The sequence below is a fragment of the Lactobacillus sp. M0403 genome (assembly GCF_016101265.1).
Classification (GTDB): domain Bacteria; phylum Bacillota; class Bacilli; order Lactobacillales; family Lactobacillaceae; genus Lactobacillus; species Lactobacillus apis.
In genome coordinates this window covers 541650-566570 of sequence record NZ_JACFQV010000001.1, presented here as the reverse complement: position 1 = coordinate 566570, position 24921 = coordinate 541650, and the positions used below count along the sequence as shown (strand labels likewise).

The window sequence follows — 24921 nt, the reverse complement described above, 5'->3', positions numbered from 1 at the left end:
TCATGAAAAAAAACAAATTATCAGTTCTTGCTGGAATCGCTACTATCTTTACTTTCACTGTTGCCGGTTATGGCAGCACCCAAAATGCTCAACAAGTTGACGCTGCTAGCAAAGTTCGCGTTACTTATACCCTTAAAGTAAATAATAAAAACTACAAGACTAAAAGCGTAAAAGTGCCTAAGCACTCAACTGTTATGCAAGGTCTTAAGAAGCTTTGGAAAGTAAAGAGTACTGATGGCTTCATCACTTCAATCGATGGTAAGAGTCAAAATAAAGCTAAAAAGGTTTACTGGACTTACACTATCAACGGCAAATTTGCTTCTAAAGGTGCTGCAGAGCAAAAAGTAGCTAACAAGGATAAGGTTAAATTCACTTTAGCAAAGATCGACTAATCAGCCATCATGCATGATTCAACCAAGAAATTAGCACTGCTTGCTATTTTAACTGCCATGTGCGTAGCCTTACGCATTTTTAAAATTATTCCAGTTCCAAACGTTCAGCCAGTTACTGATATTTTGGTAATCGTAACGTTAAATATGGGCTTTACGTTCGGCTTTGCCCTAGCCATTTTAACCATGGTGATCTCTAACATTTACTTAGGCTTCGGCATTTGGACCATCTCACAAGTCTTAGCCTATGGCGGCTGCGTTTTAACTGTTGCATTACTGGCAAAATTTACGCCATTAAAAAAGCACTTTACTTATCAATTAGTCGTTGCTGTCTTTTTAGGTTGGGAATACGGCTGTTTCGTAGACTTCGGGATGTCGATTTTTGGTGGCTTTAATGCATTTCTAGCCTACTGGGCTGGAAGCTTAGTTTTTGATACTTACCATGCAGTTGGCAACTTAGTCTTCTACCCCATTCTATATAAACCACTTAATGTTGCATTAGATCACTACAAACGGAGGCTTTTATGACCATTAAAATTTATACCAAAGTCGGCGACCAAGGTTACACCAAGCAAGTCACCGGCAAAATGGTACCTAAGTATGACCTACAAATTGAAGCACTTGGTGACATCGACGAACTAGATTCTTATTTAGGTGTTGTAATTGCTAACTTATCCGATCAGTGTCAAGAATTGCTTAACCCACTGCAAGATCGACAACGTGATTTATATGAATTAGAAAGCGATATTGTTGTTAAAAGACACGAAGAAATAACGGCGGCTACAGTCGAATTCCTTGAACAACAAATAGACGAACTTAATCAAAAAATCCCAAAAACTACCCACTTTATTTTGCCGGGCGGTTCGATTACCGCGACCCATTTGCATTATGCTCGTACGGTTGCTAGGAGAGCAGAACGTGCAATGGCTAAATTAAACGATGAACAGCAAAAATTAGCCCCTGCTTGTTTAAAATACATTAATCGTTTATCAGACTACCTTTTCATTTTGGCACGCTATGCTAATGTTTTAGACGGCGTAGAAGAAGTCAAAAGTAAAATCAATTAACTTAAAATTCACTTATACTTACTCATAAAAAAGAGCAGTTCCAAATCTGAAACTGCTCTTTTTGTTTTTGAACTAAATATTAGTTCCACCATAATTTAATCAAGCCTTGTGTGCCCAAGTCACCTAGACCACGCTCATCAACCAAAGTTTCATACAATTTTTCTGCCTCTTTAGTAGCTGGCAACTCAAGTTCCATTTCTTTGGCAGTTTCCAAGGCAATGCGTAAGTCTTTTAAGAAGTGCTTGCTGAAAAAGCCAGGTGTATAATCATCCTTCAAGATACGTGGGCCATAATTGCTCAAGCTCCAATTAGCAGCACTACCTGCTCCAACTGTCTCTAGTACAGATTCAAGATCCAAACCTGCTTTTTTGGCATAGACGAGCATTTCACACATTCCAGTCATTGTTCCAGCAATCATAATTTGGTTGGCCATCTTCGTATTCTGACCTGCTCCTGCAGCACCAAAGTAATGCACAGTTTTGCCAAAATCTTTAAAAATTGGTTCCAAATCTTGGTAAGCTGCTTCATCGCCACCAACCATAATTGTCAAAGTGCCATTTTTGGCACCTAAATCTCCACCGGAAACCGGCGCATCCAAAACTTTTGCTCCTTGCTGTTCTCCTTCACGGAAAATGCGCTGAGCTAGGGCTGGCTTTGAAGTGGTCATATCAACTAGATATTTGTCTTTAACAGTTGCCTGAAAAATACCTTCCTCACCGAAATAAACTTTTTCAACATCAGCTGGAAAGCCAACCATCGTAAAGATTAATTCGGCATTCTCAGCAACTTTTTTAGGGCTCTCACACCAAGTTGCACCCTGAGCAACTAAGTTATCAGTCTTACTCTTGGTTCTGTTATAAACCACTAAATCATGACCAGCCTTTAACAGATTAAGGCAAATTGCGTTACCCATTACACCTGTTCCAATAAAACCTATTTTCATAAAATCATCCCTTCTATGCTCAAGCTTAACTATTTTATTCTTATCTTAGCACTATTATTCATTTCACTGATATTCGTTAAAAAAACGTTCTACTTCTTTGCCATATTCAGGCATTCCTAGTAAGTCGAAATTTTTGATTGCCCATTGGCATTTAGCCACATACTCTTCTTGATGGTCAAAGTGCTCGTTAATCATGTTTTCTAAAAAGACCAGCATGTTCTTATAAAAGAATAGTTTTGGCACTGTTCTGATATGCTCGGCAGCTTGAACAAAATATCCAGTTTCGTCATAGGCTCCTTGCTCAATACACACAATCAAGATATTGATAATAACACCTAAGAGCTCCTCCTGTTTCCGCGTTTCTGTTGTACCTTTTAATTTTTCTGCTATCTTTTTGCCAATCTTCAAGTTGCTTTTTAAATCATAAATTGAGATAAAGTTAATGTACATACGTAGTGTTCTTTCATCAAAATCATCTTGTTCAAAAAGCCAATTCTTTAACTGCGCTTTTTTCGTATCACTCAATTCAGCTACATTATTCAGCGTGTCAGCCAAATTAAAATCGATCAGTAGCAGTAATTTATCCTTATTCTCTATGTCGCTATTCTCCACGTATTGGCGAATCTCTTCAATTTTTTTAGGATTGTTTTGATAATATGCTCGATTTACTTCTTCTTCAATTTCATTAAACGCAACATTCTGCGCTTGTTGATTTTCATCTAATTGATTAAAAAATTCCCACGGCTTAACGTGATTAAGCCGCAAAATTGCAATCAAATCCTCTGCCGTTATACGATGCAGTTTTTTCTCAACCTTTGAATAATAAGAGGGCGTAACCACACCCGCAGCCCATTCTTTTTGCGTTTTCAATTGCTTAACGCGAAACTTTTTCAGTAATTCACCAATTGTCATCTTCAATTCCTTAAATGTGTCACATCATTATTTCTATCACTATAATAATTATAGTTTAAATCGAATAAAATTAACTTTTAATTATAAAAAAGTAATTTTATATTTGACTTAGAGTTAACTTTAAGTATTAAACTTTTATACAGTTACTGAAATAAGCTGGCTGACTAGCACAGCAAGGAGGCACTTATATTATGAATAAACATGAAGACTTTTTGTTAAATAAAATTGCGGGACCAAAAGATGTTAAAAAATTGAGCATCCCCGAAATGGAAAAATTGGCTCAAGAAATCAGAACATTAATTATTGAAAAGGATGCAGCTGAAGGTGGCCACTTAGGGCCAGATCTCGGTATTGTAGAAGCTACCATTGCCTACCACTATGTATTTGATGCTCCAAAAGATAAACTGGTCTGGGACATTTCCCATCAAACATATCCACATAAAATGTTAACTGGACGGGCCAAAGCTTGGCTCGACCCTGACCATTATGAAGATGTAACACCATATTCAAATCCTGACGAAAGTCCATATGATTACTATGCTGTTGGGCACACCTCAACCTCAGTCGCTCTGGCTACTGGAATGGCAAAGGCACGTGACTTAATGGGACAACACGAAAATATTATGGCTTTAATTGGTGACGGCTCACTGACAGGTGGCTTGGCTTTTGAAGGGCTAAACAATGCAGCGATTGAGCCACACAACTTAGTGGTTGTAGTTAATGATAACCAATGGTCAATTGATAAAAACGTTGGTGGCGTGGTAACCTCACTGAAAAAGCTGCGTGATTCTAACGGCCAAACAGCAGAAAACCCGTTTAAGGCAATGGGCTTTGACTATCGCTACGTTGCAGACGGTAATGATCTCTCTGCCATGATTGATGCTTTTAAAGCTGTTAAAGATGTTGATCATCCTATTTTATTGCACATTAATACACTTAAGGGAAAAGGCTACGAGCCTGCAGTCAAAGACGAAGAAGCACATCACTGGGTCTCACCATTTAATTTGGAAGACGATCAGCCTCTTGCCACTGAAAACCAAAAACCTACATCCAAGTCGGTTGCACTTGACGTTATTAAAGAACAAATTGATTCAGGTCAAAAAATCATGACCATTAATGCCGCTATTCCTGGTGTCTTTAATTTAGATGAATTTAAAAATGAATATCCAGCTAATTACACTGACGTTGGTATTGCCGAGCAAGAGTCGGTTGCTTTTGCGACTGGTTTTGCCAAAGAAGGCGGCATTCCGGTTTTGATGGAAAATTCAACCTTCTTACAACGTGCTTTTGATCAATTATCACACGATACTGCTGCCAATGACTTACCGGTGGTAATGCTTGTAGCAGGTGGCACTATTTCTAGTCAATCGAAAACTCACCTTGGTATTTTTGATCAGGTAATGATTTCTAATTTGCCTAACTGGATTTACTTAGCACCAACAACTTTGGCTGAAGAAAAGGCAATGCTTGAATGGGCCATCAAGCAAAAGAAGCATCCCGTTGCAATTAAAGTTCCTGGCGATGTTCCAGAAACTGATCACCAAACTGTTATTACCGACTACTCCACCATTAACTACCAAGTTAAGCCGGGTAAGGAAGTAGCAGTTATTGGACTAGGCGCTTTTTATCAATTGGGTGAAAAAGTAGCAAATAAGCTCGGTGCCACTCTTGTTAACCCACTTTCAGCTAATATTTTAGATGAAAAAGCACTAGACCAACTGGCAGCCAATCACAAGGTAATCGTCACCCTTGAAGACAACATTCTCGACGGTGGGTTCGGCCAAAAAGTAGCTTCTTATCTGGGTAACAAAGACGTTAAAATACTCAACTACGGGCAAAACCGTGTTTACACTGACCAAACTCCTGTAGCAGAAATTTATCAACAAAATCATTTAACTCTTGAACAAATCGTCGCAGATGTTCAAAAAAGTTTATAGGATTCGCTAATCCTTTTTAGGAGTCGCCGATGACCAAAAAACATAAAGCTTTCGGGATAAGTGCAATTATCGCTGCCTTATTATTAATACTGGGCTTTTATGTGATTAACAAGCCTGGCCAGCAACAGCATAAAACAGCTATTGCTACGCCAACCCTCTTTGTTCACGGTTGGGGCAGTAGCTACCGTGCGGAAGAAAGCATGACTAATTACGCTAAACAGCACAATTTTACCAACTCAATTATTCGTGCAGATGTTAGTCCCGCGGGTAAGGTCTCTTTATGGGGCACCATTAAAAATGGTGCGAAAAACCCCATCATTGAAGTTAATTTGCTCAACAACAAAAGCATTTCTACAGGTGAAACTAACCAAGCCGTTGCTTTCAAAAAGAGTAGTAATTACATCAAAAACGTTATCACTGCTTTGCAAGCAAAATATCAATTCAAACAAGTAAATCTTGTGGGCCATTCAATGGGTAACTTACAAATTGCCTATTATCTACTAAACAATGCTGATAATCCGCACATGCCCCGTTTAAATAAACAAGTTTCTATTGCAGGGCATTATAACGGCTTTTTAGGTCAGCAAAATGCACCTAGAAAAATAGTTTTAGAACCTAACGGCAAGCCCACGCAAATGGACACGGGCTACCGCGGACTTTTAGGCCTAAGAAAAAAGTTTCCCACTAATGCTGCTGTATTAAATATTTACGGCGATACAGGTAAGGGGAATGATGGCTCTGTAGCAGTAAATTCAGCTCGTTCCTACCGCTATTTAGTGGAAAAGCGTGCCCGCTCATATCAGGAAAAAGAAATAACGGGACCTCAGGCACAGCACAGCAAGTTACATGAAAATACTAAAGTTGATCGTTTACTAGTCAACTTTTTATGGTGAAACCTACTTTAACTCTCCTTGGTCGTATAGACTGATTTTGTGTTTTAGTCTATTGATGGTGGAATGAACGGCCTGCTCTTGTTCTTCCAAGCGATGCAGTTCTTTGACCAAAATTTGTCTTCTTGCCTTTTTAGTATCAGAACCCTGCTGCAGTAACTCGGTATATTCCAGTAAGTCTTTTACTGGAATGCCCACATTCCGCATACATTTGATAAAACTGATCCAGTTAAGATCATTTTCACTATAATTTCTAACACCGTGCTCCTTTTTTACTTCTGGAATAAGACCCATTTTTTCGTAGTACCTTAGAGTTACTGGGGTTAAATCGACTTTTTCTGCAACTTCTGATATTTTCATTTTATTTTCCTTAATAATTTAAAAGTAAAGGGTGACCTATAATCGTGTTTATTATAGGCGCTTTTTATGATTTTTTACTTGTCTATCAAAATAACATTAGGTGGCCTATTACGTATTGAATTTTTTCTCAATAATACAAATTTTAACTGTAACTTTTTCTTCAGTGAAATACTTATTAATAATCAGTCAACATAAACAAAATGCATTAAACAGGAGGTTATATGGAACTACGCGTTTTAAATTATTTCGTTGCTGTTGCCCAAGAGGGTAACATGACGCGTGCGGCTAAAAAGGTCTTAATTTCGCAACCAGCACTTTCCAGACAAATAGCTGATTTAGAAGCAGAACTCGGCGTCAAATTATTTGACCGGCAAAAGCGCCGTTTAACACTAACTCCTGCAGGCCATTACTTACTAGAACAAGCACAAGAAATACTGGAGTTAACTTCTAGGACAAAAAGAAATCTTGAAACTACCTCTTTTATTAGTGGTGACCTAACAATTGCAGCAGGTGAAAGTATCGGGATGCAACAAATTATGAACGTAATTAGCCAAATCATCAAAGATCATCCCACCGTTAAAATTCATCTCTTAAACGGCGATTATAGTTACGCCGAAAGAAAGCTAAATAATGGAACTGCAGATTTTGGCGTAATTATTGGTGACATTTCGTTACCCAGCTATGCCTCTTTAACCTTATCTGAAAAAGATACCTGGGGTGTATTAATGCCAAGAGATGATATACTAGCAGCTAAAGAAGCAATTACGCCGAAAGACTTGTGCGGTCGCTCCCTCTTGACCTCGCAGCAAGCCCTGCAAACTCACCTTTTTCAAAACTGGTTAGGTAATTATTACGATAACGTGAATTTTATTGGTGACTATAACCTTAACTTCAACGGTACGTTAATGGTCAAAAATCATTCAGCATTAATGCTAACCCTGGATAACTTGGCTGATACTTCAGAAAGTTCAGGGCTTACGTTTAAAAAATTATGCCCTAGTCTGCAACAAACAATTAGAGTAATTTGGAAACGAGAAGTTAGTTTATCGCCAGTTGCTGAGCTGTTCTTAAAATCATTAAAAGAAGAAATTTGTAAAGATTGAAGATAGTATTAACCCGGAGATTTTCATGAATAATCAACTAGAAGAGCAATTTCAAAAATTAAGCCAGAGCTACCTTAACGACGTGGACAGTAACTGTGCTCAACACTTACAGAAAGATCGTTTTATCATTCCATTAATCGCTAGTGTTACGCAAGGAATAATGACAGCTGTTCCAGAGCAGGTGGCTAACATTTTAGATGCTAATATTGCCCCTGAAGTTCTTTTAGAGGTACTTTATCAATTAGCACCTGTAATTGGTACTCTGAAGGTTAAACAAGCTTTAGAGCGGGTAAATAGTGTATTTGAAGAGCGTAAAATCACTTTGACACCTGTAGAAAGTAAAGCAGATGAAAACTATGGAGCACGAGTTCAAGCACAATTATATGGCACTGAAATTAAAAATCTGCTGAAAGATTTGCCAGATAATGCTGGCACTTTCATCCCCCACGCATTAACGGAACACTTTTTCAACGATTTTTATAACCGAAAAGCCCTAGATGTTCGTGACCGTGAGCGCTATGAACTATTAGCACTAATTACCATGAACGTTGAATTTCAAATCAAGGCCCATGCTCGTGGAAGTTTAAAGGCCGGTAACAACGAAAGTGAACTAATTTGGTCAGTAATTCAATTGCTACCATATATCGGCTTTCCATTTGTAATTAATAGTGTGCAAATAATTCATCAAGAAGCACAGACATTAAAAGAATAATTGATAAAAAGCCATACAGCTCTTCAGTTGTATGGCTTTTTTATGCCAATATTTAGCTAAATTTGTTTTGACTGTCTATCGGCTAAATTGTAATCTGTTAACCGAATAGCAAAAGCAATAAAAATAGTTAGCAGCACTTTTGTACCGCTAACCATTTTGGCAATATATTTATAATAGTCTTCTCTAGCTGCCCGTACTCTGATATTTTTTCAGAAATACGCGCCAGAGTTGATAAATCAACACAAAGAACAGCATGCAGACAACTGGAATTATCAATAGCCATATCCATTCGTGCTTAACGGCAATTCTTTCCTGTGGAATTGATGCAACCCAACCAATTGGCAGTATAAAAGTCATAATTATTTTAAATCCCATCGAATAAATAGCCATGGGATATTTGCTCATATCAAAAAAGTCAAAGGTTGTTTCAGCCAAATTAGCTAAACCGTTAGATAAAAGTGAAACAATATTACCTAAGATTGCTAATGCCAAAAAAATTAAGGACGTAAACAGTGAAATAAAGATAAACATAATCGTGATATACCAAGGATTATGTAATTGCACATCAACCACAATTAGCAGAAGCAAGGCAACTAATAAATCGCCCCAAGAGTCTTCATCTACACGTTCATTAACTAGTTGAAATAGCGGATTGACGGGTTTAATCAAAATCGTGTCCAATGAACCATTATGGATGTAATCCGAAATATTTAAGGCATTAATGAAAAAGCAGCGGAATATTGAAAAGGATAACGTTGCTAATGCATACGTTAGTAGCAACTGGCTGAAACTGTAGCCACTAATTCGCGGCACAATGTTAAAAATAAACCTTAATGCAACAATGTTTAGGACATTTTGGACTATCATGCCAATAATCGCAAAATAAAAATCAAGATCGTAAACGGCTAATGATTTTAAATTTACTTTGAAATACGTAAATAATAATTTTAAATATCGCATCATTAACCTCCTTGAATAACTGTAGCGTTAGCTGAATGCTTAAAAAGCAACTTAAACAACAAGTTAAAGGCAACGATGTAAATTAACTGAATTACGACGATTTTAATAAATAAATTCCAGGCGGGATGCTGGGCCAATGTCCCTATTGCGCCATATGAATATTGAAAGGGCAAATATTGAGCAATCTTTTTAAGCAAGCTGGGATAAAAATTAGCTGGAAAGGCATTTCCTGCTAGTACAAGCAAAATAGCTTCTTTAAAAGTAGTAATCCCCCAAATGCTGTAGGTATAAAAAGAAAAAGTTCCGAGTACCAGTTCAAGTTCAAAGTATAAAAAATAACCTAAAATAGCTGTTACGAGGACCATTAATATGGTGCTAAATGCAATTTTAAAATTTAAGAACCAGAAAAAGATTAACATATCAACGACACCAATTATGGCAAATTTGACTAGTGAATAGCCTATTCCTTCCCATAGTAATTGCGTTGAAATAGATAGTGGCTTAAGAAGATCGATTGCAATATCTCCGGAACGTACTTTATCGTTAAGTTCATAGCTAGTCTTAGGAAACAAAACTGTTAAAATTTGCATTAACACTAAATAACTAATTGTTTCTTGAAATTCACGATTTGGTTTACCAACCAGAACTGCTTTCCATAAAAAATACTGGACAGTGGTGGATATTAGTATGGAAAAAAGCCAAAACAAGAGAGCATATTTCGATGCTAACCCTTTTTTGACACCAATTTTTACTAACATTAATCTATACTTCATTAGCGCACCTCCTGTTTGGTTAGATGTGCTAGCAAGTACTCTAACTTGTTATTTTTAACCTCAATGCTATCGACTTCGACACTCGCCGTAATCATAGACAAAGTGGACTTAAGCTCTTCCTGCATTATGCCTGTAAGTTGATACGCTCCGTTTTCTAATCGGTTAATCGTAGGCCATTTTGCAGTAATTGCTTCACTTAAAGAATTTTTGCTAGTAAATGTCACGGTTGAAGGCACGTCAAGTTTGGCCAACTCTTTGCTACTTTTATCTAATACCAGCTGGCCATGACTTAAGATTAGCGTTCTTGAACAAACCTTTTCAACCTCATCAAGATCATGTGAAGTAAAAATAATTGTTTTATTGGTCAATTTTTGTAAAAACTGCGTGATACTATTTTTCGATAAAACATCAAGTCCAATTGTCGGCTCATCTAAAATAATTAAATCTGGATCATGAATAAGGGCCGCAATAAATTCAGCTTTCATCCGTTGTCCCAGACTAAGTGTGCGCACTGGTTGCAATAAAAAATCAGTCGCATCTAACATTTCAGCTAGATTTTTCACTCGTTTATCAAAAATCTCTTCCGGCACTTGATAAATCTCACGATTTAACTTGAATGTGTCCATTGCCGGTAAATCCCAACGGAGTTGGCTTCTTTGGCCGAAAACAACTCCGATTTTTTGTGCATTTTTTTGTCTATTAGTTAGTGGATCCATGTCAAAAGTTCTGACACTTCCACTACTTGGCTGTAAAATGCCTAAAATCAGCTTAATTAGGGTCGATTTACCAGACCCATTTAAACCAACTAAGCCAAGGTGTTCGCCCTGCTTGAGTTGAAAATTAATATTTTGAAGTGCAACAAAATCACGATACTCTTTATGAAATAATTTTGTTGCTTTCACTTTTTTATATCGTTTTACCAAGTTTTTGGTTTCTATTATCATTATGTCTCCGCTCTTAATATCAGCGATAGCATTTCCCCAAATAAACTATCAGTATCTATCTTTGAGCCAGTCATAAAAAGTCATAGTTAATTATATACTTTTTTAATAATTAAAGCATTTTTTAATCTGTTGTATAAAAAATAGGTTCGTTGTCAGCCAATAGGTGCCCCTTTTACTTTGAAAATAATGCCAAAACAAAGATAAGGACTATCACCAAGATATCTGCAAACTTCATCTTCTCTTTTAGGAAAATGTCGCCAAAAATCACACTGTAAAGAGAAGTCATGTTTAAAAAGATCCACGCAATGCTGGAGTTAGGCGAAGAGGTTGCCAAAGTATAGGTTACTTGCGCAAGAAGGGTTAAAACGGCGCGATTACCATAAATAAGGAAAACTCTACCTGTTAAGTTTTCACCATTAATTTTGAGGGAATGATTTTTATAGATAAAAGTAATTAAGGAAATTAAGCACCGAACATAGATTGTCATAATCGTAAAAAAGACCAAATCAATTGGCTTAATTAATCCTTTAGTCAAAAAAGGCGAAAATGCCGCTTGCGCAATCAGCAGTGGGGCAATAACTGCAAATGTCTTCGCCAAGTTTTTCAAATCCAAATTATCTTTGCGTTGCTCAAAGGCAATATAAATGACAACTATGATAGTTGAGATAATCGAAACTAAGTAAGACGATTTACTGAAATAACCCATTGTCAGCAAAATTGCCAACGGAATAAACAAATCAGTAATTTTACTTAGGATAACCGATTGCATGATAGTTACTTTTTTAAAGACATAACTATAACCATATGCCACTATTTGCGCTAAAAAAGCATACAAAAATACCCTAATTAAGTAATTGTTTGTAATGCGTGGACTGGGGTAATTATGCAATATAACCAGCAACATAAAAGTTACTAAAACTGAACTACAAATATTATTTAAAAAGTTAACATCAATTGAGCTTTGTTTGCGATAACCCATTTGGTAACGGTCAATCACGGAAATTATCCCGCGTGAAAAAGATGAAATAGTAGCAAAAATAATCAACCATAGATTGCTAGCAAGCATAAATGCCTCCATGTCACCATGTAAGAAATACAGTTTGAAATTATTATTTATATTATAGTCCACTATTAAAAACAGAAAATATTTATAATTTAAAAAACTAATAAACCATGTTTTGCTTACACTGATTTATTAGTTTTTTAGCTTGAATTATATTACTTATGCTTTACTATATGCCAGGCCCCGCTTTAATCTCTTCCAAAAGCTGGTATCTTCAGTTTGTAATATTACTCCTTGATAGATTTTACTAATATATGCTGTTAAACCAACAATACTTACTATTAAAATTACCAGCGACAAAATAACTTCTATATTACCAACATGACCATTAATTATACGAATTGGCATCATGAATGAGGAAAAGAATGGCACGTAAGATAATACTTGCGGCAGAATTTGCTCTGGGTTAGAAATAAATGCAAACGACAGGAAAAATGCAATCAAAGAAAGCATCGCAGTACTTTGCGCGGCCTTTGAAGAATCTTCAGGTTTAGCTACTAAAGCTCCTGAAAAAGCTGCTAATATCGTATAAATAATTACACCAAGAATCAGGAAAATGAGATTGACATTTACCAAATTCCCCAAAATTTTATTTATTACTACCTGATTGTTATGCATGAAAGAAGCCGTAATTTTTGCATGCAATGCCCAGCGGTAAGTTGCCCAGCCGCCAACAATATAGATTAAGAGTTGAGTAATAATTACGGCGAAAATACCCAAAATTTTGCCTAAAAAGTATTTTGCAGCAGTTGTACTGGAAAAAATGATTTCCATAATCTTCGTGCCCTTTTCAGAAGCTATTTCTTGAGCTGTAATGCTACTGTAGGAAGCCAAAATCATGTAAACGACCATAATCACAATGATTAAAGACAACATTTTTACCGATTTATCTCCCTGATGATTTTTCTGGAGTACTTCGCGATATTTTGGCTGCTGCTGTAAGGCTTTAAATTGACGGGGCGCCAATTGCGCTTGCTGCAAATTAAGCTGACTCTGCAAGACTTGTAAATAGCTTTTTACTTTGGGTTTCAATTCATCATCAATAGGTGACGCTCCGTGATAAACTGCCTTAACCTGATTTTTTTGCATTTCAAATATCAAGTAGCCATCAACCTTTTCTTTTTTGACGGCCTCTTTAGCAGATTCAACGGTTTTAATTTTAGCATCAACGTATTTATCATTATTTTTAATAAAGTTTTGGCGAACTTGCTCATTGGAACTGATAACTGCAATCTGACTGTCTGGATCAGAATTAGCACCGATAGCTCCTCCTAAAGCACCACAGCCAATTATGAAAAATGGGCCCAGAATCAAAAGCAGAAAAGACCAAGACTTAACTTGATGCCAATAAGTTTGCAGCGTTATAGTCCACAATTTATTCATGTTGTTCACCAGCTTCCATTCTGAATATTTCGTCAAGTGTTGGCGGCTGCTGCCGGAACTCTTCAACATATTCACCATTTGTCAATGCGTCAAAGACTTCCGGGCCACTATTTTCATGGTCAATCCGTAAAAGATATTGACCATGCAATTTCTTTTCTACTTTTTTAACGTGAGGGAGCTGCTGCAATTCTGCAAGCGACTTAGTTGTTTTGCAGTAAATTTCCGTTTTACCAAATGAGTCACGAACGGCATCAACTGTACCACTTAAAACAACTTGCCCTTTTTTCAACATAATTAAACTATCGCAAATTTCTTCAACATTTGACATATCGTGACTGGAGAAGATAATTGTTGCATTTTTCTTTTTTGCTTCTAAGATTGCGTTTTTGAGCAAATCTGCATTTACCGGATCCAAACCACTAAAAGGCTCATCTAAAATAATTAATTGGGGCTGATGAATCAAAGTACAAATTAACTGCACCTTCTGCTGATTACCTTTCGAAAGTGTTTTTATTTTGTCGCTTTTCTTACCCTGAACATCAAAGCGTTTCAACCAATCATCGATTTGCGGTTTTATCTCTTTTGCCGGGCGGCTTTTTAGCTCCGCCAAATAAACAATTTGTTGCTCAATAGTCATTTTAGGTAGTAAACTGCGTTCTTCCGGCAAGTAGCCTACCGTATCAAAAGTTTTTTCAGTAATGGGCTGACCTTCCCAGGAAATTTTTCCGTCGTAATGAAGAAAATTTAAAATGCTGTGAAAAGTGGTGGTTTTCCCTGCACCATTTTGACCAATCAAACCCATAATTTCACCAGGCTGAATGGTAAAGTTAACATCTTGAAGCGCTGGAAAAGTATCAAACTTTTTACTTAAATGTTCTACTTTTAACATAGCTCCCTCCTTTGTTTTAATAATAATATAATCAAACTTTACTATATTGATTCGTGTAAAAGCAATAATTTTATAATTTAATCAGACTAAAAGTAACAATGTTGGTCATAATCTGTCATTTAACTAAGTTTTAACTCAAAATAAAAGGCTAATAAATCATGTTAGCTAGACATTAATTTATTAGCCTATTAAAATTTGTAATCAAAATATTTTTATTGGAAGTTTGAAATTGCCTGTGCAATAGGTACTTCGCCATTGGCCAAGTCAAAGTCTTTTCGATGCAGCTTATCTTTCTCGATAATTTCTGCAATTACTTCTGCTACATCTGCTCGGGTAATTGTTATGGCAGAAGCGGGTTCTGTTATATGTTGTGCTATTTTGACTTTTCCAGTTGCTGCAGTGTTGAGTAACCTAGCTGGCCGCAAAACTGTATAATCTAATGAGCTATGGTAAAGCCATTGGTCGGCATAGTATTTAGCAGCATAGTAGTAGCTTTGTGGCTCTACTGCTGGAGCATGATCTGACCAAAAACTGCGGTCATCTGACTTAATCGAACTAACCATAATAAAGCGCTGAATGTTTGTTTTTTCAGCTGCATTAATTGCCTTAACTGCTCCATCAAGGTCAATCATCATAGTTGCATCAGCACCAGTTTTTCCACCTGATCCGGCAGAAAAAACCACAATGTCAACCGTTTGCATCACTTGTTCTAGTTGCTTTTGCGGTTTTGTTAAATCAACAAAAGCAGTTGCAATTCCTTGTTCTTGGTAAGCTTTCTCCTGTTCAACCGACCGCAAGCCTGCAATAACTTCACAGCTTTGGCTCTTTTGTAAAATATGAACTAATTGTTGCCCAATTTGTCCGTGTGCACCTATTACTAGTACTTTCATCCTCAATCACTCCAATTTTGAATAGTTTATTAATATTATCACTTATTAAAACATATTATTTACACATTTATACTTTAGTGCTATTATTAATAAAAGAAAGGTTTAACATATATGAATAAAATTAAAACAATGATGAAATTAATTAAAAAAGCACAATATATATTTCAGTCTCACACATGGAAACACAATATTGCAGCTATATTATTTACAGTGATATTTACTACTGATATTTTCTTCACTCTTAATGTAAACATCTGTGTTAATCTTATAGTAAAGTGACTATGAAGTAACTATCCTTCAGTCTACAATAACCTTGATATCTTTTCAATAAACTCTGATTTTTTCTTGAGGTTTAACATATGTTTTAGATGGTTGTTAAATGATGCAAAAAGCTATCATTTAATATATGGCTTTAGCTGAGCTAAAAAGCACGTTCTTTTTGGAACGTGCTTTTTATATTTTCTAACAAATTACATATCAAAATTCAGCGATTATAAATCTGCCAAAGTCTTCTTTTTTGGAGCATTCTTAGGGCTATTAGCATCGTTTTCCTTATAACCAAAGAAGTAAGTTAAAGCAAAGGCGGCAATAATAGTCACAATTGATGCAATCCAGAAGTTTAACAAGTTATTTGGATTGCCCTGTCCAGCCTTAGGAACAAATGATGGGAAGCCAATTAAACTACCTGTAAAACCGTACATATCAACTTTGAGCAAACCATTAACTAAACCACCAATAGCTGCACCGATACTTGAGGTCATAAATACACGACCGTATTTCAAGTTAACACCATACATTGCAGGTTCAGTGATACCAACTGCTGCAGAGATAGCTGCACTCATCGATAATCCCTTTAGTTCAGGATTATGCTTAGTCTTAAACCAAACTGCAAGTGCACCAGCACCTTGAGCAACCATTGTAATTGAGATGATTCCGTTTAAGACACTGTGTCCTGTTGCGGCAATGTCGTTAGCAATTAACGGAATTACTGCCCAGTGCAGACCGAAAATAACCAGTATTTGGTATAGTCCACCAATAATCAAACCAGATAATGCAGTGTTAACTGTGAGTAACCATTGCAGTACTCCAGCAATTCCTTCTGAAATAAAGGAAATCACTGGACCAACAATAATTAAGACTGTCATTCCGACTAAAAAGATTTCTACTAATGGTGTAAAAATTTGTCTCAATGTAACTGGCATCCATTTTTTAATCCAAGGTTCAATTTTTGCTGCCATCCAAGCTGCAAAAATCATTGGGAAAATAGAATAAGTATATTGTGGAATGTGAATTGGAATACCAAAGAAGTTAGCGTTAATACCAACACCTGCTAGGAAATAGCTAAACTTCCCACTGGCATATATTTTTACCAAGTCAGGATAAATCAAAAAGCCACCGATTAATGAAACAATGACAGGATTTGATCCCAGCTTTTGAGCTGCAGTAAAACCAACAATTATTGGTAAGAAATAAAAGGCTGCATCCCCCATTGAATTAATAATCGTGTAAGTTGGTGACGCCGTTGACATATGGCAAAAGTTAGTCGAGATATTGAGAATACCCTTTAACATTCCGCTCGCTGCCAAGAGTCCAATTACGGGCATCATTGAGCCTGTGATAACACCAATTAATTGGAAAAAGGCATTTTTAATTTTGCCACCAAAACTTAAATCTTGGTTATCATGTTCGCTATTGTTGCTATCAGCTGCTTCTTGGCCTTGTCCTGCATATTGCGGGCCTAAAATCTTAATGACCTCATCATAAACATCATCAACAGTTTGTCCGATTACTACCTGATATTGATTATTGGCACGAGCAACGTCCAGAACTCCGCTAATTTGGTTAACCTGATCATCATTAGGAATGCTGTCATCTTTCAAAGAAAAACGTAATCGCGTAAAGCAGTGAATTACGCTTTTTATATTATCGCTTCCACCAATAGCTTCAACTACCTCTCGCGCAGTTACCTGATACTTATTTTCTTTAGCGTTAGCAGTTGGTTTGGTCTTAGTGTCCTCTTTTAAAGTGACTTCTGCTGCCACTTGACCAGCATCAATTTTGCCTAGTTGGACGTCAATACTACTCAGAATTTCTGCAGTATTAGTTACTGCAACTACTACTACATCATCTTTTCCAGCGGTTTTGATTGCAGCAAGGTCCATTATTCCAATTTTTTGACCTGCTTCAACCTCATCTCCAGCTGCTACCTCAATTGAAAATGGTTTGCCTTCTAACTCAACCGTATCAATTCCCAAGTGAATTAGTACTTCCATACCAGTAGCTGTTTTAAAGCCAATCGCATGCTTTGTCTCAGCAACCATCATAATTTTGCCCGTTACCGGTGAAACAAGCTGTGTTTTCTCTGGCTTAACTGCAAATCCTTCACCCAATGTTTTTTGAGCAAAAACTGGATCATCAACTCCGCTGAGATTAATGACTTCACCACTTGTGGGAGCCAATAAGTTCTCTTTTTTCATAATTTAAACTCCTTCAATAACTTTGTATCCTTTTGAAATCGCTTTCCAAGGAATTATATTACTTGTATAGACAAGTGTCAAATTTTTGTTTATTATTTGTTTAATTATTAGTCTTACTTTGAACTAATAATTTGTCTAGATAGGTTAAAATAGTAAAGAAGGTGCTATGATTAAGTATAAAAAAACGAGGATTACTGATAATGACAGCCAAATATTTGCAAATTGCTGCGGACTTAACTAATAAAATTAAACATGGTCAATACAAGGCTGGCGAACTCTTACCAAGTGAACCAGTTCTCTCAGAATTATATGGAGTTTCACGTGAAACTACTAGAAAGGCACTTGCCGAGTTAATGTCTGCGGGCCTAATTCAAAAGCTTAGAGGTAAGGGATCGGTTGTACTTGACCGTGCAAGATTTGCATTCCCAGTTTCAAACATTGAAACTTTTGACGAGCTCAATAAGCAAGAACAAATGCACGCAACTACAGAAATTTTGCAATTTAGCAACACTAAAATGCCATCATCTATTACCAATCAGCTAGATATAACTGAGCCTGCAGCAACTTTTGTTGAGCGGTTGCGTTCGATCAATCATGAACCAATTGTTATTGATCAAGACTATATTTTAAAAAAATATGTTCCGCACCTTACAATTGAGCAGGCGCAAAAATCTCTCTACTCCTATTTCGAGCGCGACTTAGGACTAGAAATTGATTACGCAACTAAGACAATTACAGTTGAACCAGCTGATAAAAAAGTAATCCAAAGTTTACAGTTAGAAGACACCAATCTGGTAGTAGTCGTACGCAGTCTAACCTATCTAAAAGACACATCATTTTTTCAATACACAATTTCTCTGCATCGTCCCGATAAATTTAAGTTTGTCGACTTTGCACGTAGAAAGGCACAACACGGGAGAATTATTTTATGAGTTTTGAAGATAAAGTTATTTATCAGATTTATCCAAAATCTTTTTATGATAGTAACGGCGACGGTTTAGGGGATTTAAGAGGTATCATCCAAAAGATTCCATACCTGAAAAGACTAAATATTGACATGATATGGTTTAGTCCTTTTTTTGTTTCACCACAAAACGATAATGGCTATGATATTGCCGACTATTATGCAATTGATCCTAGATTTGGAACAATGGACGACTTTGATGAATTGGTTAAAAAGTTAGCAGAAAACCATATCGATGTGATGCTTGATATGGTTCTAAATCACTGCTCAACAGAGCATCCCTGGTTTCAAAAAGCATTAGCTGGCGACGAATACTATCAAAAGTTTTTCTATCTTCGTGATCCAAAACCTGATGGTAGTTTACCTAATAACTGGACTTCCAAGTTCGGTGGTCCAGCTTGGGCACCATTTGGTGACACAGGCAAATACTACCTTCACTTATATGATCAAACACAAGCAGATCTAGACTGGCATAACCCTGAAGTAAGAAAGGAACTATTTAAAATGGTTAACTTCTGGCGTGATAAGGGTGTCAAAGGTTTTCGCTTTGATGTAATTAACGTTATTGGTAAGGACGAAGACCTAAAAGACGCACCAGAAAATGTTGCAAGCAAGTTAATGTATACTGACAAGCCAATTGTTCACCAGTACCTGAAAGAATTAAATCAAAGTACCTTTGGACAAATGCCTGATTCAATTACGGTTGGCGAAATGTCTTCTACTTCCATTCCTAATTCTGTAGCTTACACAAATAAGGATAATCATGAACTATCAATGGTCTTTACCTTCCATCACTTGAAGGTAGATTACAAGAATGGACAAAAGTGGACTAAGGTTCCTTTTGATTTTGCTGCTCTCAAGAAATTACTCAATGACTGGCAATTAGGAATGAGTCAAGGCGGCGGGTGGAATGCCCTCTTTTGGAATAATCATGATCAACCTTGGGCTTTGAGCCGCTTCGGTGATCCAATTCACTACCGCGAAAAATCTGCAGAAATGCTAGCAACCGTGATGCACTTATTACGCGGAACACCATACATTTATCAAGGTGAAGAGATTGGGATGATTGATCCTAATTATGAGCAAATATCCGATTATGTTGATGTTGAAACACATAATGCGTATCACGAGCTGAAAAAGCATGGCGTAAGTGAACAAGATGCGCTGGCAATTATTCAAGCCAAGTCACGCGATAACAGTAGAACACCAATGCATTGGGATAGCGGTCCTAATGCCGGGTTTACTACTGGTACACCTTGGCTGAAGCCTAAAGACCAAGAGCGAATAAATGTCGCAGCAGAACTAGACCACGGAGAAATTTTTTCCTATTATCAAAAATTGATTTACTTGCGTAAGCAGCTTCCAATTATTGCTAAAGGTAGCTACCAACCCGTTGATTTAGATCATCCGCAAGTTTTCGTTTATCGCCGCGATTATAATGGCCAAACATTATTAGTTATTAACAACTTTTACGGTCAACCTGTTACCTATCAATTGCCTGAAGCTTTCCAAGGACAAAAGGCAGAAACACTGATTACTAATTACGAGCAAAATATTACCGAAGTACCTAATGCGCTCAATTTACAACCATATGAAGCAATAGCATTGCTAGTTTAGCTGTAGAACTTAAAAAGTGCCTATAGTCTTGTTATAATAGCGTTGGAGGCAACGGCCTATCTTATAAGGATAGGAGGTGGTTCCAATGGACTTGGCTAAATTATTTGTACAATTTTTCCTTGATTTAACCAGAGAACTATTAGTTTTCTTAGCTAAAAAACGCTGGCTAAACGGAAAGAGGAAAAAGAAGTAGGTTGCCTTCCTTCTTTAATAATTAGCACGCAAAAAAGCTCTATTATTGGGATAGAGCTTTTTGTGTGATTCCAATGGAATCGCTAAATTATTTATACACACTTATTTTAGCATGAATTCGTACAAAAAGTTTCGAAATCGAAACAAAAGTTTCGAAATCAAAACCAAAGTAGTGAAGCAATCACCCAGAAATTGCTCTGCCAAGGTTGCTATCATGGTCTTCATTTCACTTCTCAATTAATCCAAAAGCAGTCATGCCTTGGATTGCTTATATATAATCATTTAGTCACATTTTCATCTTCTAGCGACTTAACACCATTTTTATAAACACGATTTTCATTGATCTTCATTTTAGCAACTATATCTGCCCCCAAGTCACTACCTAGCATCTCAGAAATGCCTAATAAGAAAATTGCCACATCTGCCAGTTCCTCATCAATATTATCTTTATCATGCTTCAAATAAGCTTGAAAAAGTTCATTAACTTCACCATATAAACACAATAATTCAAATTTGATATCAGTCGTATTAAAACCATGATTTTCTTTATTTTCAATAACTTTTTTCTGCAGTTCTTTTGTATCAATAATCATCTTGGCACCTTTTCTTTTAACCTAATTTTTACTGCTTGATGCATCGGTATTTAGCCAATACGTTCTGCCATCATCGGTTCGACTTAAAAGATGATTTTCGACTAAATCTCGTCTCCTAGTGACGTAATCAGAAATATACTTCATCAAAATTAGGTTTACTTCTTGTTCAGAATACTTTTTGGTAGGTTCAAATTTTGTCGCTAAATACTGCAGAATTAGAAAGCGATTTTTAGCTTTGGCAGGCCACGTCTTAACAACTCCATTGTCGTCAAGATAACGTGCTATTATTTCTTTATTTTCCATCATTTGATTTCCCATTATTCAATTTAAACAGCAATTTTTATTAGTTTATTATCTCATACTTCAGATATACATGAAAATAAGATTAAAAAAGACTCTATTTCTAAATAGAGTCTTTTTTTGCTACTTTATTAAGTTCTAAACTATTTTATAGTCTTTATAACTAGGTATAATTGCTTGATTATTATTAATCGGAACTAAATTCAATTTATCCTTATACACTGCAAGTATTTCATCATCTGCCTCCGCAAATGGCTCTTCTTTATAGTGCGGTAAAGTATAGAACTTAGTCTGACTTAGAGCGCTATAGTCAGTCAAGTCTTCTGCCAGAGTTGCATCGTCCATAATACCGCAGTATTCGATGTCCGGTGCCATAATGATTGCACCAGCAGACTCTCCTATATATGGAGTTCCAGAATCAATTTTTTCATTAATCAGTGGCAGCAATTCCTTTTTCTTTAGTTCTTGTAACAGATAAAATGTATTACCACCTGTTACAAAAAACATCTCGGCGTCTTTTACTTTATTAGTGGCTATATCTACTGATTCATTTGTAACATCGAATTTATCAATTATATAGCCTAACTCTTCCAGAAGCTGTTTTTCTTCGTCAACATATTCTGTATATTCTTCTACATCACTAGCAGTTGGAATAAAAAGGATTCTCTTAGTCTTGATTTCATTATGTTGAACAAATGTCTTAAATTGTTCGACCACGTTTGCAAAGTAAGAGGCTAAAAATATTTTTTTCATGCTTTCTCCTAGTCAATATGCTAACTATCCCTATATCTAATCGCTTTTAATTATAAAGTTTATTAAATAGATCCTCAAGATTAATCCGTTCAGTCGAATACTAAATAGCTGTCCACATTTTTCGCTAATACTTAGATTTTTATACAAGTGCGTTTTATTAGTAGTTACTATATTAACCATGCTAGACTCGAGGTGTATAAACAGTACGTTACTTTTACTATATGAGGTTAAGAATAATGAATAAAAATAAGGAGAAATTACTATTAGGTGGTGTTTTGACCACCATTGGCCTATTAAGCGCTAGCCCACAGATTGCAAAAGCCGATCAGCTTGCAGCTTCTCACTTAGTAGCCAGCAATGTAACTAAGTCACAACAAGCTGCTGAACCTGCAGCTAATCAGCAACCAAGTACATCTGATGACAGCAGTTCATCGATGCCGTCAGTTCCACCTGCTAGCAATTCATCAAGTACTGATAACAATGAACCTGCTAGTAATGCAAATCAGTCTGACATGCCTCCTGCAATTACTCATGGTGAAAATGAACAGCAAAAGATAGCTACAAAAGCCAACTTAATATCATCTGACATTAATGGCGCCCATCTTACATACGATCCTGATCAAGGAGTTGCTACTATTTCAGGAAATATCACAGCTGACAGTAATGATGTACCTAGATCAATTAGCCAATTCTTTCTCACTAATAAACCTAAAAAGATTGTTATTGATGGACCTCTAGCTATCAAAGGATCTGCCGCTGGTCTTTTCAGTGATTTAAACAACTTAGAAGAGTTTGAAGGTTTATCTAACTTTGACACAAGCCAAGTTACGAGTATGCTTTCTATGTTCGCTAATGATAAAAATTTAAAAAGTCTAGATTTGAGTGGCTTTAACACAAGTAACGTAACTGATATGTCTAAGCTTTTTAAGTCTTGTTCTGCCTTAACAAATCTTGACGTTAGCTCGTTTAATACAGCAAAGGTTAAAGACATGAGCACCATGTTCAATCTTTGCACAAGTTTAACCAACTTAAATCTGAATAATTTTGATACTAAAAATGTTGAAAACATGAATTCTATGTTTTATGCCTGTCGAAACTTGTCGTCTCTGAGCATTAGTAACTTCAATACAGCAAAGGTAACGGACATGACTGCTATGTTTGGCATGTGCTTTAAATTATCAAATTTAAATGTTGCTAGCTTTGATACCAGCAACGTTAAGCAAGCTGTGGGCATGTTTTTATATTGTATGAGTTTGAACCAATTAGATGTTAGCCACTTCAACACTAGTAATATTACTAGCACGAACGGAATGTTCGCTGAATGCACCAATTTAACAAAAATAGATGTTAGTCACTTTAAGACGGACAAGGTAACTGACATGATGGAAATGTTTTTAGGAGATAGCAGCTTAACCAGTCTTGATATCAGTAATTTCAATATGAACTCTGTTACTAGTAGCGATAATATGCTAAATGGACTGACAGGCTTAAATTACTTAAAACTAGGTGCTAAAAATTCCCTATCAAATACTGGCTTAGATACGCCCGGAATCTGGGTTAACGTCGGTGATGGTACAACAGAGCATCCTCAAGCGCTTAAAGATAAGCGTTGGACATCTCCACAACTTTTAACTAACTATAATCCGGCTAAAGACGCCGATGCCTATGTTAGATACAATGCGGCTGTTATTACACATTATCAAGACCAAGAGGGCAACCAACTAGCACCTAATGATGTACAAACTGGTGGATTAAACACTCCATACACCACAAAGCCGAAAGATATTACTGGCTATACTTTAGCAGAAACTCCTGCTAATGCCAGCGGTAGCTTTGCAGATAACACTATAACTGATGTTGTTTATCTATACAAAAAAGCTCCTACTCCTACCAAGCCACCAGTAAATCCTGTTGTCCCAAGTAAAGCTGCTAATGTAATTGTTCACTATCAAGATGAAAGTGGTAATTCTCTTACTTCCGACATTGTTTTAAGTGGTAACGTTGGTGATGGGTATACTACCGATACTAAAGAATTTACTGGGTATCACCTAAAAAGTCGGCCTACTAATGCCACCGGCTTCTTTAGTACACAGGCTCAAGATGTCACCTATATTTACGCAAAAGATAGTAATACTCCTGCCGAAAATGTGCCTGTCAACGACAACCATCATGGTAAAAACCCTACTAAACCGCAAACAACTAATCATCTACGGCCCCAAGCACATCAAAGCCCTTCAAAACAGCATTTAACTAATAATCATGTTGCCATACCAAAATCACCTACTGATAATCAAGCTAGCAACAAATTACCACAAACGGGTAAAAACCAAACGCAAAGTCTGTTAACTGTTCTTGCTGGCCTTCTGTCTGCAACAGTTGCAGCTGTATCTGGTTGGTTCATTCACAAACATAAAGAAAACTAATTAAACATTCTATGAAAAATCTGGGAAATGTAATTTCTCAGATTTTTTGTGTTCAATACCAGGAAAAGTTACTGTCACCTTCTACGCATGCCTTAGATTATTACCTGGGAAATAATGACAGCCCGTAGAAGATAGAACCAGAGTGAGAACGTAAAATACTACTGTGATGCTTCTCTTTATTATCTTCTACATATTTTGGAAAACTGAATCAGTGCCCCAAACGATATGTCTAGTTATCAAGAACCTGTTTAGCTAATGAAACGTCCTTTTGGCAACATAGAAATAGGAAAATCTTTTCTTTTTCAATATCTTGAGTTGCTGAAATTTCGATGGTGCTGTTTTCATATGGTTCCTGCTACTCCAAAGCACTTTCCAAGCGATTCAGGT

General features: G+C 36.5%; 24 protein-coding genes. 10 read left to right on the top strand and 14 right to left on the bottom strand.

What is annotated here, in order from left to right:
• The first annotated feature begins 2 nt into the window (after positions 1–2).
• The 3 genes from H3T48_RS02505 to H3T48_RS02495 are packed head-to-tail and all read left to right on the top strand — an operon-like array spanning position 3 to position 1456.
• Positions 3–392, top strand: a complete 390-nt coding sequence (locus H3T48_RS02505; RefSeq protein ID WP_198188272.1) for a DUF4430 domain-containing protein — start codon at positions 3–5, stop codon at positions 390–392.
• A 9-nt stretch (positions 393–401) separates the two neighbouring features.
• A complete protein-coding gene (locus H3T48_RS02500) occupies positions 402–917 on the top strand; it encodes an ECF transporter S component (RefSeq protein WP_198188270.1) in 516 nt (171 codons plus the stop codon).
• Positions 914–1456 carry a cob(I)yrinic acid a,c-diamide adenosyltransferase gene (locus H3T48_RS02495; protein WP_198188269.1) on the top strand — a complete coding sequence of 181 codons (543 nt, stop codon included), beginning with the start codon at positions 914–916 and terminating at the stop codon, positions 1454–1456. The genes H3T48_RS02500 and H3T48_RS02495 overlap by 4 nt, the downstream gene beginning before the upstream one ends.
• 79 nt (positions 1457–1535) lie before the next feature.
• On the opposite strand, the gene H3T48_RS02490 is transcribed toward H3T48_RS02495, so the two are convergent.
• Both H3T48_RS02490 and H3T48_RS02485 read right to left on the bottom strand, forming a co-directional pair.
• A complete protein-coding gene (locus H3T48_RS02490; protein ID WP_198188267.1) occupies positions 1536–2399 on the bottom strand; it encodes an NAD(P)-dependent oxidoreductase in 864 nt (287 codons plus the stop codon).
• Positions 2400–2462: 63 nt separating this feature from the next.
• Entirely contained in the window at positions 2463–3311 is an 849-nt protein-coding gene (locus H3T48_RS02485) for a helix-turn-helix domain-containing protein (protein WP_198188266.1), read from the bottom strand.
• A gap of 191 nt (positions 3312–3502) precedes the next feature.
• On the opposite strand from H3T48_RS02485, the gene H3T48_RS02480 reads away from it, so the two are divergent.
• Positions 3503–5248, top strand: coding sequence for a 1-deoxy-D-xylulose-5-phosphate synthase (locus H3T48_RS02480; protein ID WP_198188265.1), 1746 nt, complete (start codon positions 3503–3505; stop codon positions 5246–5248).
• A 29-nt stretch (positions 5249–5277) separates the two neighbouring features.
• Positions 5278–6141 carry an alpha/beta hydrolase gene (locus H3T48_RS02475; RefSeq protein WP_198188264.1) on the top strand — a complete coding sequence of 288 codons (864 nt, stop codon included), beginning with the start codon at positions 5278–5280 and terminating at the stop codon, positions 6139–6141.
• 3 nt (positions 6142–6144) lie between these two features.
• Here the strand turns inward: H3T48_RS02475 and H3T48_RS02470 are convergent, their stop codons facing one another.
• Entirely contained in the window at positions 6145–6498 is a 354-nt protein-coding gene (locus H3T48_RS02470) for a MerR family transcriptional regulator (RefSeq protein WP_046305774.1), read from the bottom strand.
• Between the two features lie 221 nt (positions 6499–6719).
• On the opposite strand from H3T48_RS02470, the gene H3T48_RS02465 reads away from it, so the two are divergent.
• Entirely contained in the window at positions 6720–7601 is an 882-nt protein-coding gene (locus H3T48_RS02465) for a LysR family transcriptional regulator (RefSeq protein WP_198188262.1), read from the top strand.
• Between the two features lie 25 nt (positions 7602–7626).
• Entirely contained in the window at positions 7627–8313 is a 687-nt protein-coding gene (locus tag H3T48_RS02460; protein WP_198188260.1) for a carboxymuconolactone decarboxylase family protein, read from the top strand.
• Positions 8314–8496: 183 nt separating this feature from the next.
• Here the strand turns inward: H3T48_RS02460 and H3T48_RS02455 are convergent, their stop codons facing one another.
• The 8 genes from H3T48_RS02455 to H3T48_RS02420 form a co-directional block, all read right to left on the bottom strand.
• Positions 8497–9273: an ABC transporter permease gene (locus tag H3T48_RS02455; RefSeq protein ID WP_232349841.1), complete on the bottom strand. Its 777-nt coding sequence runs from the start codon at positions 9271–9273 to the stop codon at positions 8497–8499.
• A gap of 2 nt (positions 9274–9275) precedes the next feature.
• Positions 9276–10046, bottom strand: a complete 771-nt coding sequence (locus tag H3T48_RS02450; protein WP_198188258.1) for an ABC-2 family transporter protein — start codon at positions 10044–10046, stop codon at positions 9276–9278.
• Entirely contained in the window at positions 10046–10990 is a 945-nt protein-coding gene (locus tag H3T48_RS02445; RefSeq protein WP_232349840.1) for an ATP-binding cassette domain-containing protein, read from the bottom strand. Before H3T48_RS02445 ends, H3T48_RS02450 begins: the two co-directional genes overlap by 1 nt.
• A 172-nt stretch (positions 10991–11162) precedes the next feature.
• A complete protein-coding gene (locus H3T48_RS02440) occupies positions 11163–12056 on the bottom strand; it encodes an EamA family transporter (protein WP_198188255.1) in 894 nt (297 codons plus the stop codon).
• 156 nt (positions 12057–12212) lie between these two features.
• Positions 12213–13436 carry an ABC transporter permease gene (locus tag H3T48_RS02435; RefSeq protein ID WP_198188253.1) on the bottom strand — a complete coding sequence of 408 codons (1224 nt, stop codon included), beginning with the start codon at positions 13434–13436 and terminating at the stop codon, positions 12213–12215.
• The gene (locus H3T48_RS02430) at positions 13429–14325 is read right to left on the bottom strand and encodes an ABC transporter ATP-binding protein (protein WP_198188252.1); all 897 of its coding nucleotides are present in this window, start codon (positions 14323–14325) and stop codon (positions 13429–13431) included. The genes H3T48_RS02435 and H3T48_RS02430 overlap by 8 nt, the downstream gene beginning before the upstream one ends.
• 212 nt (positions 14326–14537) lie before the next feature.
• A complete protein-coding gene (locus H3T48_RS02425; protein WP_198188250.1) occupies positions 14538–15215 on the bottom strand; it encodes an SDR family oxidoreductase in 678 nt (225 codons plus the stop codon).
• Between the two features lie 491 nt (positions 15216–15706).
• Positions 15707–17692, bottom strand: coding sequence for a PTS glucose transporter subunit IIABC (locus H3T48_RS02420; RefSeq protein ID WP_198188248.1), 1986 nt, complete (start codon positions 17690–17692; stop codon positions 15707–15709).
• Positions 17693–17892: 200 nt separating this feature from the next.
• Here H3T48_RS02420 and treR point away from each other — a divergent pair, with 200 nt between their 5' ends.
• The gene (treR, locus tag H3T48_RS02415; protein ID WP_198188245.1) at positions 17893–18624 is read left to right on the top strand and encodes a trehalose operon repressor; all 732 of its coding nucleotides are present in this window, start codon (positions 17893–17895) and stop codon (positions 18622–18624) included.
• Positions 18621–20273, top strand: a complete 1653-nt coding sequence (treC, locus tag H3T48_RS02410) for an alpha,alpha-phosphotrehalase (RefSeq protein WP_198188244.1) — start codon at positions 18621–18623, stop codon at positions 20271–20273. Before treR ends, treC begins: the two co-directional genes overlap by 4 nt.
• A 470-nt stretch (positions 20274–20743) precedes the next feature.
• Here the strand turns inward: treC and H3T48_RS02405 are convergent, their stop codons facing one another.
• The 3 genes from H3T48_RS02405 to H3T48_RS02395 form a co-directional block, all read right to left on the bottom strand.
• The gene (locus tag H3T48_RS02405; protein ID WP_198188242.1) at positions 20744–21058 is read right to left on the bottom strand and encodes a MazG-like family protein; all 315 of its coding nucleotides are present in this window, start codon (positions 21056–21058) and stop codon (positions 20744–20746) included.
• Between the two features lie 21 nt (positions 21059–21079).
• Positions 21080–21376, bottom strand: coding sequence for a DUF2087 domain-containing protein (locus tag H3T48_RS02400; RefSeq protein ID WP_198188240.1), 297 nt, complete (start codon positions 21374–21376; stop codon positions 21080–21082).
• A 120-nt stretch (positions 21377–21496) separates the two neighbouring features.
• Positions 21497–22111: a Type 1 glutamine amidotransferase-like domain-containing protein gene (locus H3T48_RS02395; RefSeq protein WP_198188237.1), complete on the bottom strand. Its 615-nt coding sequence runs from the start codon at positions 22109–22111 to the stop codon at positions 21497–21499.
• Between the two features lie 236 nt (positions 22112–22347).
• Between H3T48_RS02395 and H3T48_RS02390 the strand changes: the two genes are divergently transcribed.
• A complete protein-coding gene (locus tag H3T48_RS02390) occupies positions 22348–24534 on the top strand; it encodes a BspA family leucine-rich repeat surface protein (RefSeq protein WP_198188234.1) in 2187 nt (728 codons plus the stop codon).
• Positions 24535–24921: the final 387 nt, after the last annotated feature.